A 12716-nucleotide genomic window follows, 5' to 3' on the forward strand; every position below is an offset into this window, starting at 1 on the left:
TCAGCGCTGGATGGTGACCCAGCCGTCCGGGTCGCGGCGACGGATCTCGACGATGAGGAGCGATCCGCCGCTGCGGCGCTCCATCTCATCGGCGGCGGCTGCTCGTGGGGGCGGCCCCTCGGCCGGACCCTCAGGCTTCGAGCCCGGCCATCTCCGCCGGGACGGCGGCCAGGGCCTCCTGGATCGCGGCGACCAGGGCGCGGGCCGAGGAGGCGGTCAGCTCCAGCGCGACCCGGGCCGACGGGCCCTTCGACGGGTCGGCGAAGTCGATGTTGAGGGTGTGCTCGGCCATGGCGTGCACCGGGTGGTCGAAGTACACCGTCACGTCGGAGACGTGGAACCAGGAGCCGCCGGGGCCCTTGGCGCTGCCGTCGACGCTGTCCTTGACGGTCGTGTAGGTGCACATGGCGTCAGGCCCCCAGGTGCTTGCCGTAGAAGGCGGCGATCCGCTCCCAGCCGTCGTTGGCCGCGGCCACGTTGTAGGCGGGGCGGTCGTTGGCGAAGAAGGCGTGGCCCGCGCCCTCGTAGCTGTGGAACTCGAACTCCTTGCCGTGGTCGGTCAGGATCTGCTCCAGCTGGGCGACCTGCTCCGGGGAGGGGTACTGGTCGTCCGCGCCGAACAGGCCGAGCAGCGGCGCGCGCAGCTGCGGCAGCTGGTCCACCAGGTTGCTGACCTTCAGCGGGAAGCCCTCGGGCACGATGCCGGTGACGAAGGCGCCGTAGCAGTCGACCGCCGCGTCCAGGTCGAGCTGACAGGCGGCGAGCACGCTCTGCCGGCCGCCGGAGCAGTGGCCGATCACGCCGACCTTGCCGTTGGAGCCGGGCAGCGCGCGCAGGTACGCCGCCGCCGCGGCGACGTCGCCGACCAGCCGGGCGTCCGGCACGCCGCCGTTGGCGCGGGCGGTCGCGGCGGCGTCGTCGGGCGCGGCGCCGGGAGCCTCGCGGACGTACAGGTTGGGGCAGATCGTGTCATAGCCCAGCTCGGCGAGGCGCCGGGCGATCTCCTTGCTGCCCCGGTCGTATCCGGGCATGTGGTGGATCAGGACGACGCCGCCCCGCCGCCCCTCGCCCTCGGGGCGGGCCAGGTAGGCCTCGATCTCGTCGCCGTCGTGACCGGCGAATCGGACGGTTTCCGCAGTCAGGGAATCACTCATGGAACAGCTATACCATAAGTCAGGACTGGTCAGTTTGCCTGATGATTCACAGGGTCGGCACACTCTCCTTGGCCGGCTCGTCGCTGGGGGCCGCGCCGGAGCGCAGCGGCACCTCCCGGATCAGCCAGGTGACCAGGAAGGTGAGGAAGGCCAGGATCACCCCGCCGATCAGGACGCTGTGCAGGCCGTCGGTGACCGCCAGTTTGAAGGCGTGCTGGATCGGCGCGGGCAGCCCGGCCAGCGCGGACGGCGGGATGTGCGACCCGTTCGCGGCCAGCTTGCCGCCGCCCGCGCCCAGGCTGGCGGTGAGCGAGTCGGTCAGCCGGGAGGTGTAGAGGGCGCCGAAGACCGCGATCCCGAGCGAGCCGCCGACCGTGCGGAACAGGGTGACCGCGCCGCTGGCCGCGCCCATGTTCCGCAGCGGGACGCTGTTCTGGGTGATCAGCATGGTGTTCTGCATCAGGAAGCCCATGCCCAGGCCGAGCACCAGGGTGAGCAGCGAGGCGGTGGCGGTGGTGGTGTCCACTTTCAGCAGCAGCAGGATGCCCATGCCGACGGTCATCACCGCGCCGCCGACCAGCATCATGGTCCGGTACTTGCCGGTCCTGGAGACCGCCTGGCCGCTGACGATCATCACCGCGAGCATCCCGAACATCAGCGGGAGCAGCAGCAGCCCGCTCGCGGTGGGCGACGCGCCGCGGACGTACTGGAGGTACTGCGGAAGGAAGTTGATGGCGCCGAACATGGCCGCGCCGACCAGGAAGCTGATGATCTGGGAGACGGTGAAGTTGCGGTCGCGGAACATCGACGGCGGCAGAATCGGTTCTGCGACCCGGCTCTGCGAGTAGACGAAGGCGATCAGGGCGAGCACGCCGCCGACGGACAGCAGCACGATCGGCAGCGAGCCCCAGCTGTACTGGGTGCCGCCCCAGGAGGCGACCAGGGTGATCGCGACCACGCCGACGCCGAGCAGCAGCGCGCCCAGGTAGTCGATCTTGGCCTCGATCCGACGCCGCGGCAGCCGCATCCCGAAGCCGGTCACCAGCAGCGCGGCGATGCCCAGCGGGATGTTGATGTAGAAGGCCCAGCGCCAGCTGAGGTGCTCGGTGAGCAGGCCGCCGACCAGCGGGCCGCCGACGAAGGCGACCGGCATCATCCCGCCGATCATGGCCTGGAACCGGCCGCGCTCACGTGGCGGGACCAGGTCGCCCAGGGTGGCCATGGCGCCGACCATCAGGCCGCCCGCGCCCAGGCCCTGGAGTGCGCGGAAGGCGATCAGCTGGCCCATGTTCTGCGACACGCCGGTCAGCGCCGAGCCGATCAGGAAGACCACGATGGCCAGCATGAACATGGCCTTGCGGCCGTGCAGGTCGCCGAGCTTGCCCCAGATCGGGGTGGTGACGGCGGCGCCCAGGGCGTACGCGGTGACCACCCAGGAGAGGTGCGAGAGCCCGCCGAGGTCGCCGACGATGGTCGGCAGCGCGGTGCTGACGATCAGGTTGTCCAGCATCGCGACCAGCATGCCGAGCATCAGCCCGATCACCGCGATGTAGACCGACCGGCCCAGCACGACGGGCTCCTCAGCCTCCCCCGTGGGCAGGGTCTTCGTATCAGCCATCGGCCTCTCCATTCCCGCGCTCCGGGTACTTACCTGCCGCCCGGCTAGTATAGATCCGCGCCAGACGTTAGGCCCATCCCGGACGGACCGTCAAGCACGGCCCGCCGACTCCGTCACTACGGGTCCGCACGCGGCGGGCCCGGCGCGGGAGTCGTTCCGCGCCGGGCCCTGGTGCTGTGCTGCCGTGCTGTGCTGTTGTGCTGCCGCGGGCTAGAAGCCGCTGTCGCCCGCGCCGCGGTTGATGGTGTAGTTGCCCGGGTTGTTCAGGCCGCCGGACTTCGCGCCGGTGACGGTGACACCGGTGGCGGACATGCTGCCGGTGACGTCGTTGATGTTGATGCCGTAGGTTCCGGCGCCGTTGATGCTGTCGTCGGTCAGCGCGAGGTTGCTGATCTGCTTGGCGTAGCTCAGCAGCACCCCCTCGTAGCTGGCGTTGACGATGCTGTTGCCGGTGACGGTCACCGGCTGGGTGATGTCCGACTGGTTGGCGTAGATCCACAGCGCGCCCAGCGACGAGCTCCAGTTGGAGTTGTAGGAGCCGGCCCGGGTGAGCAGGTTGTTGTTCACTGCGGTCGGACCGGTGAAGCCGCCGCCGAAGGCGGTGCTGATGGTGATGCCGGAGCCGAAGGCGACCGTGTCGGAGACCACGTTGTTCTCGACGGTGTTGTTCCCGCCGCCGTAGACGCCGATGCCGTTGGCCTGGATCGGGCTCTGCACCGTGTTGTTCGCCAGCACGCAGTTGGTGACGTTGCCGCCCTCGGTGTCCAGGGCCAGTTCGTCGTCGCCGGTGTTGCGGACCAGGGTCTGCTCCACCCGGGAGTTGCTGCTGCCGCCGTTGAAGTGCACCCCGTCCGCGAAGACGTCGCGGATCCGGGCTCCGGCGATGTCCAGGCCGTTGGCGGAGTCGGTCCAGATGCCGACCTTGGCGTGCTCGACCCAGACGTCGTAGATCAGCGAGCCGTTGGCGAAGTTGCCCTCGATCCCGGCCGCGCCGGAGTCGTTGTTGCGGCTGGTCTGGTCGCCGGAGACGGTCAGGTCGGCGATCTGGTTGGTGCCGCCGGTGGCGAACAGCCCGCCGGAGCCGTTGACCGAGGTCGACTGGATCGTGGTGTACCACTCGCCCGCGCCGCGCAGCGCCACGTTGTTCAGGCTGACCTGGCCGGAGATGTCATAGGTGCCGCTGGGCAGCCACAGGCCCTTGCCCGAGCCGGAGAGTTCGGCCAGGGCGTTGTTGAGCGCGGAGGTTTGGTCGGCGCCGGTGTTCGGGGTGACCCCGTAGGTTGCGGCGGACACGTAGTTGGCGGGCATGGTCAGCGCCGGGTCGACCTGCTCGGCGTCGACCGCGTCGAGGGTGTAGCTCGCGGCGGTGTCGCCGGAGTCCTTCTGCAGCTTCAGCACCGTACCGGCCGGCCAGTTGCCGATCAGCGCCCGGGTCTCGTCGTAGAAGTGGTGCGCCGCGCCGCTGCTGGGGGAGCGGGTGTCGTAGTAGCCGCCGCCGTACAACCAGGAGAACTGCGTGGTCAGCGCCAGGTCCTGGACCTTGCTGCCGTTGGCGTAGAGGCTGATCGGGGCGGTGGCGGTGGAGCCGTCGCTGTTGGCGGGGATGGAGTAGCGCAGCACGATCGAGTTGGCCGGCTTGGTCAGCGTGAGCTGCTCGTACTGGCCGGTCGCGGTCAGCTGGACGGCCTGGCGGCCGGTCGCCTCGGCCTGCAGGCTCGGGTAGGCGGTGCTGGCGGGCAGCACCGTGCCGTTGGTCTGCACGGAGGTCGCGGTGTACTCGGTGTACGGCGCGGTCGCGCCCTGCGCGGCCAGCGCGGCCCCGCCGGTGACGCTGACATCGTCGATGGAGATGTTGCCGCTGTCGCCGGGGTCGGTCTGATACCCGATCAGGTTCAGCCCGGACCGCAGGGTGACCGTCTTCGAGGAGGTCAGCCAGCCGCTGCCGGCCGGCAGGCTGAGCTGGCCGTTGAGGATGCCGTCCACGTTCAGCGAGATGGTCTGCGCGGTGCCGGTGCTGTTGGCGTAGCGCAGCGCCACCGGGTAGCTCCCGGCCGAGGGTGCGTCGACGTCGATGACCGTCTGCGCGCCCTGGGCGGTGAAGCCGGTGAGGTAGCCGCTGCCGGTGTAGCCGCTGGTGGACGTGGCCGTGGTCGGGCCGCCGGCGAAGAAGGCGGTCTCCGCCTCGTAGACCGCGCCGGACGGCGGGGGCGTGCTGCCGGTCGCGGTGGGCGTCGGGGTGGGGGTCGGTGTCGGGCTGCTGGTCGGCGCCGTCACGGTGATGTTGTCCAGGTTGACGTTGCCGCTGTCGCTGCTGTCGAACTTGTAGGCGACGGTGTTGCTGCCCGCGTTCAGGGCGAGGCTGTCGCTCTTGGTGCCCCAGGTGTTCCAGTCGGCGGTGGCGCCGAGCTGGTCCTGCTGCACCTTCGTCCCGTTGACGTAGACCGACAGGGTCATCGTCGCGCCGGTGCCGTTGGCGTAGCGCAGGGCCACCGTGCCGGTCCCGGCGTTGGCGGAGTTCACGGTGAAGGTGGTGGCGGCGGTGCCCTTGTCGGCGTCGGTGTAGCCCTCGACGAAGCCGGTACCGGTGTAGCCGGTGTGGTCGGTGCCGACCACGGCGCCGCCGGACAGCGCGGCCGACTCGGCCTCGTACTGGCCGGCCGGCGGCGGGGTGACCGCGGCGACGGTGATGTCGTCCAGGTTGACGTTGCCGCTGTCGGTGCTGTCGAACTTGTAGGCGACGGTGTTGGAGCCGGCCTTGAGGGTGAGGGTGTCGGCCTTGGTGCCCCAGGTGTTCCAGTCGGCGGTGGCGCCGAGCTGGTCCTGCTGCACCTTCGTCCCGTTGACGTAGACCGACAGGGTCATGGTGGAGGTGGTGCCGTTGGCGTAGCGCAGCGAGACCGAGGCGGCTCCGGCGCTCGCCGCGGTGACGGTGAAGGTGGTGGCGGCGGTGCCCTTGTCGGCGTCGGTGTAGCCCTCGACGAAGCCGGTGCCGGTGTAGCCGGTGTGGTCGGTGCCGACCACGGCGCCGCCGGACAGCGCGGCCGACTCGGCCTCGTAGGTGGTGGCCGCGGCGGAGGCGGAGGGGGCCGACCAGGCGGCCAGGCCCAGCAGCACGGCGAGGACGGAGAACAGGGCGGTGAGCAGCGCGGTGGTGCGTGGCCTGCCGACAGGTGGGGTTGGCATGACGCTCCTGGGGGTGGGGGGCGTAACGAATTGACCGGCACCGTAGTGCTGCGTACAAATATCCGCAATGTTTCAAGTGAAACAAGCAATTTGACGACCACTTGGCACCGAGTCCGCTTTCGCGGCTTTCTCAACTCGTTGACCTGCGGCTATGTCAGCCAACGCTCCCTGCTGCTCCGTACCCGATATGAAATTAACTGCTTCCGGCCGTTCGCTTTTTACTGGGCAACGACATTCGCCGGGCCGGTCGAACTCCGGACCACCAGTTCGGGTTCGTGCAGCAGTTCCTTGGGCGTCGGGGAGCTGCCGCCCATCTGGTTGACCAGCAGCGTCACCGCGGCCTTGGCCATCGCCTCGATCGGCTGGCGCAGGGTGGTCAGCGGCGGATCGGTGTAGTTCATGAAGGCCGAGTCGTCGTAGCCGACCACCGAGACGTCGCCGGGGACGCTGAGCCCGGCCCTGCGGGCGGCCCGGATCGCGCCCAGGGCGAGCACGTCGCTGCCGCAGACGAGCCCGGTCACCCCGGCCGCGAACAGCTCGCCCGCAGCCGCGTGGCCGCCCTCGAAGGAGAACAGGGCGTGCCCGATCCGGCCCGGGGCGTCCCGCTCGTCCGGCGGCAGCAGGGCCCGGAAGGCGGCGATCTTGCGCTCGGAGGGGGTGTGCTCCTCCGGGCCGACCAGCAGGCCGATCCGGCGGTGGCCGAGCGAGGAGAGGTGCGCGTAGGCCTGCTGCACGGCGGCGGTGTCGTCGGTGGAGACCTGCGGGAAGCCGACGAAGTCCACCGCGGCGTTGAGCAGCACCACCGGGACGCCGCGGCCCAGCAGCTGCTGGTACTCCTCGGAGCTGAGCCCGCCGCAGAAGATGACCCCGGAGACCTGCTGGTCCAGCAGCATGGTCACGTACTCGGCCTCGGTCAGCCCGCCGGCCGAGCGGGTGCACAGCACCGGGGTGAAGCCGAGCTGCACCAGCGCCCCGCCGACCACCTCGGCCAGCGCCGGGAAGATCGGGTTCTGCAGCTCCGGCAGCACCAGCCCGACCAGCCGGGCCCTGACCCCCCTGAGCTGGGTGGGGCGCTCGTACCCGAGCACGTCCAGCGCGGTCAGCACCGACTGGCGGGTGGTGTCGGAAACGCCGGGCTTGCCGTTCAGGACACGGCTCACGGTCGCTTCGCTCACGCCGACCCTTTTGGCAACTTCCGCGAGTCTACGAGTCATAAAACAGAACTATGTCATAAATCTGCGTCGGCTTGCGCAAGCCCTGCGGGCAAAGGCTTCGATATGTCGAGTTCTTGCGTAAATAAGTTTGGGTATTGCGCGCTTGTTAACGGCGTCGTAGCTTGTGCAACACGCCGGACCGACCAGCGACCCCCACCCGGGTCGTGGGGAGCCCGGGGGCCGCAGCCGCCGGCCCCGTGGCGTTCCCGTGCAGGCCGTGCCGCGATCAGACACGTCCTGGCCTGCACTGCCGTCGCGGCCCTCGCATCATACTCACCCTCAGGGATACTTCAGATGACTGGTATCAGCATGGGCTCCAGAGCCCGTACCGCCGTCGCCGTGGCTCTTGCGGCCGGTCTCGCCTTCGCGGTCAGCGGCTGCGGCAGCAGCAGCACCGGTTCCGGGGCGGGCTCCTCGGCCGCCGCCAGCGCCGGTCCGGTCACCATCTCCGTCGGCTGCGAGCCGCCCACCACCCAGGCGCAGCCGCGCGCCAACTGGCTCGCCGACGTCTCCGCCTTCGAGAAGCTCAACCCGAACATCACCATCAAGAGCGACGACACCAACCCCTGCGAAGACCCGGCCACCTTCAACGCCAAGCTCGCCAGCGGCAAGATGGACGACGTCTTCTACACCTACTTCACCGACGCCGCCAACGTCATCGCCTCCGGCCAGGCCGCCGACATCCAGCAGTACGCGAGCCAGATCCACGGCCTCGCCGACATCCAGCCCGCGCTGACCGGCATCTACAAGCAGGGCGGCACCGACTCCGGCCACCTCTACGGCATACCCAAGGGCAACTACAGCCTGGGCCTGGTCTACAACAAGGACCTCTTCCAGAAGGCCGGCCTGGACCCGAACAAGCCGCCGACCACCTGGGACGAGGTCGAGGCCGACGCCATCGCGATCAGCAAGCTCGGCGGCGGGAACGTCGGCTACGCCGACTACAGCGCGGGCAACACCGGCGGCTGGCACTTCACCGCCGAGCTCTACTCGCGCGGCGGCACCATGGTCAGCGCCGACGGCAAGTCGGCCAACTTCGACAACGCCAACGGCCTGGCCGTGCTGCAGTTCCTGCACAAGATGCGGTTCACCGACAACGTCATGGGCGCCAAGCAGGGCCTGCAGTACAACGACCTGCTGCAGATGATGGCCACCGGCAAGCTGGGCATGTACATCGGCGACCCGGTCACCCTGACCACCATCCACGACCAGTACAAGGTCCCCTACGACACCATGGCCGTCGGCCCGATGCCCGGCGAGCAGGCCACCCTGGTCGGCGGCGACGGCTACATGTTCAACAAGCACGACACCCCGGCCCAGATCGAGGCCGGCATCAAGTGGATCAACTACGAGTTCCTCACCTCCGGCCAGGGCCAGAACTTCAACTACCCGCGCCGGGCCGAGCAGAAGGAGCCGGTGGGCCTGCCCGAGCCGGACCTGTGGACCGGTGCCACCGCCTCCGCCGACGCGACCGCGATGGCCAAGTACGCCAACATCCCGGTGCAGAACTTCTCCACCTACGTCGCCGCGCTCCCGAACATGAAGCTGCTGGTCGAGCCGCCGCAGGCGCAGGCCATCTACGCCCAGGGCGACAAGGCGGTCTTCGGCGCGCTGACCAATCCCAACGCCGACCTGCAGAAGCTGCTGGACACCTTCAAGAGCAGCACCGACAGCATCCTGTCCAACGCCCAGTAGCATCCGCTGACCTGCCCGTCCCGCCAGCCCCGCCCGCAAGGCCCTCCCGGGAGCCGTCCGGCTCCCGGGAGGCCGGCCGCCCCTCAAGAACGAGAGACCCACCGACATGGCGACGATCAACGTGTCTCGCGCCGTGGCGCGCGACCTCCGAGCGGAGGCCCGCCCCCCGCGGCACGCCTCGCTCCGCCGCAAACTGCGCCGGAACGCCACCGGTTACCTGTTCCTGCTCGGAGCCGTGATCTGCTTCGCGCTGTTCTCCTGGTACCCCATGATCCGCGAAGTGATCATGAGCTTCCAGGTCACGAACTTCGCCGGCGACACCCGGTGGGTCGGACTCCAGAACTACCACCGCATCTTCGCCGACCCGGACTTCTGGGGGGCCTGGCGCACCACCGGCCTGTTCACCCTCTTCGCCCTGGTCTTCGGCTACGCGGTGCCCTTCCTCACCGCCGTCGTCCTCAACGAGCTGCGGCACGCCCGCTCCTACTTCCGGCTGCTGGTGTACCTGCCGGTGATGATGCCGCCGGTGGCCGCCGCCTTTCTCTGGCGCTGGTTCTACACCCCGGACGACACCGGCCTGTTCAACAGCGTGCTGCACTTCCTGCACCTGCCGACGGTGCAGTGGCTGCAGTCCTCGCACACCCTCGCCGTGCTCTGCCTGGTGCTGTTCTCCACCTGGATCAACATGGGCGGGACGGTGCTGGTCTACCTCGCCTCGCTGCAGGGCATCCCCGGCGAGCTCTACGAGGCCGCCGAGATCGACGGGGCCGGGATCTGGCGCCGGATCTGGCACGTCACCGTGCCGCAGACCAGGCTGATCCTCTCGCTGATGCTGATGCTCCAGGTCGTCGGCACCATGCAGGTCTTCACCGAGCCGTACGTCATCACCGGCGCCTCCAACGACACCACCAGCGTCGTCTACCTGATCTACCAGTACGCGTTCAATTTCAACAACTACGGCAGCGCCTCGGCGCTCGGCTGCGTGCTCCTGCTGGTCCTGGTCGGATTCGCGGGCGGCTACCTGTGGCTCAGCAGCCGTGCGGGCGAGGAGTAGAGACCATGGCAACCGCAACCGAATCCCAGACGCGGACCCTGATCTCCCAGGTCCAACTCGACCGCCCGATCGCCCGCACCGTCTACTGGGTCGCCTTCTGGACCCTGATCGTGCTGTTCGCGCTGGTCTTCCTGTTCCCGCTGTACTGGATGGCCACCGGCGGCCTGAAGTCGTCCAAGGAGATCATCCAGACCCCGCCGACCGTCGTCCCGCACCAGATCCACCCCTCCAACTACAGCGCCGCCTGGCACGACGCCAACCTCGGCAAGCTGATCCTCAACACCCTGCTCTACGCCTTCGGCGCGCTCGGCTTCCAGCTGGTGTTCGACGTGGCGGCGGCCTACGCCTTCTCCAAGCTGCGGCCGGCCTTCGGCAACGCGGTGCTCTTCGCGATGCTGGCCAGCCTGATGATCCCGACCACGGTCATCGCCCTGCCGACCTACCTGACCGCCAACAGCCTGCCGTTCGTGCACTGGAGCCTGCTGAACACCCCGTGGGCGATCTGGCTGCCCTCGGTGGCCAGCGCCTTCAACATCCTGCTGCTGAAGCGGTTCTTCGACTCGATCCCGAGCGAGCTGCTCGCCGCCGCCGCCATCGACGGGGCCGGGCCGCTGCGGGCGCTGTGGTCGATCGTGCTGCCGATCTCCCGTCCGGTCCTCGGGGTGGTGTCGATCTTCGCGGTGGTCGCGGTCTGGAAGGACTTCCTCTGGCCGCTGCTGGTGCTCACCGACACCTCCCGGCAGACCGTCAACGTCGGCCTCTACCAGCTGAGCGTGGGCATCCCGCAGAACGTGCTGATCGCCGCTCTGGCCATCGCCAGCGTGCCGACCATCGTCTTCTTCCTGATCTTCCAACGGAACATCATGTCCGGTCTCACCGCCGGAAGCATGAAGGGCTGACCCAGCCCCTTCCCTTCGCCCGCAGGACGACGAGGCGCGCAGCGCCGCTCCCACGGCACCCCCTTGCCCCGCGGCGGCAGACCAACGACACGAGGAGACCCGCCATGCAACTGACAGACCGTTCTACGAACGCCTGGTGGCGCGGCGCGGCGATCTACCAGGTGTACGTCCGCAGCTTCGCCGACGACAACGGCGACGGGGTCGGCGACCTGGCCGGTGTCCGCTCACGCCTGCCGTACCTGGCCGAACTGGGCGTGGACGCGCTGTGGTTCAACCCCTGGTACGCCTCGCCGATGGCGGACGGCGGCTACGACGTCGCCGACTACCGGGAGATCGACCCGATGTTCGGCACCCTGGCCGAGGCCGAGAAGCTGATCGCCGAGGCCGGGGAGCTGGGCATCCGCACCATCATCGACATCGTCCCCAACCACGTCTCGGACGCCCACCGCTGGTTCGTCCAGGCCCTGGCCGCCGCCCCCGGCTCGCCGGAGCGGGCCCGGTTCTGGTTCCGCCCCGGCAAGGGGGAGCACGGCGAACTGCCGCCCAACGACTGGCCGTCCCAGTTCGGCGGCTCGGCCTGGACCAGGGTCCCGGACGGCGAGTGGTACCTGCACCGCTTCGCGCCGGAGCAGCCCGACCTCAACTGGGCCCACCCCGAGGTCCGCCAGGAGCACGAGGACGTGCTGCGGTTCTGGTTCGACCGCGGCGCGGCCGGGGTCCGGATCGACTCCGCCGCCGAGGTCGCCAAGGACCCGGCCCTGCCCGACCTCGCCGACGGCGCCGACCCGCACCCCTACAACGACCGGGACGAGCTGCACGACATCTACCGCTCCTGGCGGCGGCTCGCCGACTCCTACCCGCAGCCCAAGGCGCTGATCGGCGAGGTCTGGCTGCCGGACCCGGAGCGTTTCGCCCGCTACCTGCGACCGGACGAACTGCACACGGCGTTCAACTTCGGCTTCCTGGCCTGCCCGTGGGACGCCGAGGCGCTGCGCGAGTCGATCAGCACCACCCTGGCCGTGCACGCCCCGGTCGGCGCCCCGGCCACCTGGGTGCTGGCCAACCACGACATCACCCGCACGGTCACCCGCTACGGGCGGGCCGACACCGGCTTCGATTTCGCGGACAAGGCCCACGGCATCCCGACCGACCTGGCCCTGGGCACCCGCCGGGCCCGCGCGGCGGCGCTGCTGACGCTGGCGCTGCCCGGCTCGGTCTACCTCTACCAGGGCGAGGAGCTGGCGCTGCCCGAGGTCGAGGACATCCCGGCGGACCGGATCGAGGACCCGATGTACCACCGCACCGGCGGCACCGACCCCGGCCGCGACGGCTGCCGGGTCCCGCTGCCCTGGAACGGGAGCGCTCCCGCCTTCGGCTTCAGCCCGGCCGGCGCCACCGCCGAGCCCTGGCTGCCGCAGCCCGCCGACTGGGGACGCCACTGCGCCACCGCCCAGGACGGCGCGGCGGACTCCATGCTCACCCTCTACCGCACCGCCTTCCGGCTCCGCCGCAGCACGGCCGGACTCGGTGACGGGCCGATGACCTGGCTGGACGCCGACCCGCGGGTGCTCGCCTTCGCCCGCGGCGACGGGTTCAGCTGCGCCGTGAACCTCTCCGACACCCCGCAGCCGCTGCCCGCGCACCACGCGGTGCTGCTGGCCAGCGGTCCCCTCGACGGCGGCCTGCTGCCGCCGGACACCGCAGTCTGGCTGCGGGCGAACTGACCGCCCGCAGCCGCACCACCGGTCGTGCCGCCACTGAGGGGCGGTGGCGCGACCGGTGTCCTCCGGCGGACCCGGTGGCGCCGGGGCCGCGTGCCGCCGGTGGCGCCGTCCCCGCGTCGTGCCTGACGCCCGGACGAGTCCCCTCGGGCCATCGCCGTCCGCCCCGCCCTCGCGC

The 12716-nt window shown here is 70.0% G+C and carries 9 protein-coding genes; 4 read left to right on the forward strand and 5 right to left on the reverse strand.

The window, feature by feature from the left end:
• Positions 1-130 precede the first annotated feature (130 nt).
• From ACEZDE_RS06210 to ACEZDE_RS06230, 5 genes are all read right to left on the reverse strand, one after another.
• Positions 131-406, reverse strand: coding sequence for a DUF6295 family protein (locus ACEZDE_RS06210; RefSeq protein WP_380533301.1), 276 nt, complete (start codon positions 404-406; stop codon positions 131-133).
• Between the two features lie 4 nt (positions 407-410).
• Positions 411-1154: a dienelactone hydrolase family protein gene (locus tag ACEZDE_RS06215; protein WP_380533303.1), complete on the reverse strand. Its 744-nt coding sequence runs from the start codon at positions 1152-1154 to the stop codon at positions 411-413.
• A gap of 46 nt (positions 1155-1200) precedes the next feature.
• Positions 1201-2772, reverse strand: a complete 1572-nt coding sequence (locus tag ACEZDE_RS06220; RefSeq protein ID WP_380533305.1) for an MDR family MFS transporter — start codon at positions 2770-2772, stop codon at positions 1201-1203.
• A 210-nt stretch (positions 2773-2982) separates the two neighbouring features.
• On the reverse strand, positions 2983-5955 hold the full coding sequence (locus ACEZDE_RS06225; protein ID WP_380533307.1) for a carbohydrate-binding protein: 2973 nt from the start codon (positions 5953-5955) through the stop codon (positions 2983-2985).
• A 218-nt stretch (positions 5956-6173) separates the two neighbouring features.
• Positions 6174-7169: a LacI family DNA-binding transcriptional regulator gene (locus ACEZDE_RS06230; RefSeq protein ID WP_380533309.1), complete on the reverse strand. Its 996-nt coding sequence runs from the start codon at positions 7167-7169 to the stop codon at positions 6174-6176.
• A gap of 294 nt (positions 7170-7463) precedes the next feature.
• Here ACEZDE_RS06230 and ACEZDE_RS06235 point away from each other — a divergent pair, with 294 nt between their 5' ends.
• The 4 genes from ACEZDE_RS06235 (at position 7464) to ACEZDE_RS06250 (ending at position 12541) form a co-directional block, all read left to right on the forward strand.
• Entirely contained in the window at positions 7464-8864 is a 1401-nt protein-coding gene (locus tag ACEZDE_RS06235) for an extracellular solute-binding protein (RefSeq protein ID WP_380533311.1), read from the forward strand.
• A gap of 106 nt (positions 8865-8970) precedes the next feature.
• Positions 8971-9918, forward strand: coding sequence for a carbohydrate ABC transporter permease (locus tag ACEZDE_RS06240; protein WP_380533313.1), 948 nt, complete (start codon positions 8971-8973; stop codon positions 9916-9918).
• 5 nt (positions 9919-9923) lie between these two features.
• Positions 9924-10817, forward strand: a complete 894-nt coding sequence (locus ACEZDE_RS06245; protein WP_380533315.1) for a carbohydrate ABC transporter permease — start codon at positions 9924-9926, stop codon at positions 10815-10817.
• Positions 10818-10921: 104 nt separating this feature from the next.
• Entirely contained in the window at positions 10922-12541 is a 1620-nt protein-coding gene (locus ACEZDE_RS06250; protein WP_380533317.1) for a glycoside hydrolase family 13 protein, read from the forward strand.
• Positions 12542-12716: the final 175 nt, after the last annotated feature.

The sequence above is a fragment of the Streptacidiphilus cavernicola genome (genome assembly GCF_042510955.1).
Taxonomy (GTDB): Bacteria; Actinomycetota; Actinomycetes; order Streptomycetales; family Streptomycetaceae; genus Streptacidiphilus; species Streptacidiphilus cavernicola.

Excerpts from the sequence above, each read along its gene's own strand:
- ACEZDE_RS06240 (WP_380533313.1), top strand. The coding sequence starts at position 8,971 with ATGGCGACGATCAACGTGTCTCGCGCCGTGGCGCGCGACCTCCGAGCG.
- ACEZDE_RS06210 (WP_380533301.1), bottom strand. The coding sequence starts at position 406 with ATGTGCACCTACACGACCGTCAAGGACAGCGTCGACGGCAGCGCCAAG.
- ACEZDE_RS06225 (WP_380533307.1), bottom strand. The coding sequence starts at position 5,955 with ATGCCAACCCCACCTGTCGGCAGGCCACGCACCACCGCGCTGCTCACC.
- ACEZDE_RS06215 (WP_380533303.1), bottom strand. The coding sequence starts at position 1,154 with ATGAGTGATTCCCTGACTGCGGAAACCGTCCGATTCGCCGGTCACGAC.
- ACEZDE_RS06230 (WP_380533309.1), bottom strand. The coding sequence starts at position 7,169 with ATGACTCGTAGACTCGCGGAAGTTGCCAAAAGGGTCGGCGTGAGCGAA.
- ACEZDE_RS06235 (WP_380533311.1), top strand. The coding sequence starts at position 7,464 with ATGACTGGTATCAGCATGGGCTCCAGAGCCCGTACCGCCGTCGCCGTG.
- ACEZDE_RS06245 (WP_380533315.1), top strand. The coding sequence starts at position 9,924 with ATGGCAACCGCAACCGAATCCCAGACGCGGACCCTGATCTCCCAGGTC.
- ACEZDE_RS06220 (WP_380533305.1), bottom strand. The coding sequence starts at position 2,772 with ATGGCTGATACGAAGACCCTGCCCACGGGGGAGGCTGAGGAGCCCGTC.
- ACEZDE_RS06250 (WP_380533317.1), top strand. The coding sequence starts at position 10,922 with ATGCAACTGACAGACCGTTCTACGAACGCCTGGTGGCGCGGCGCGGCG.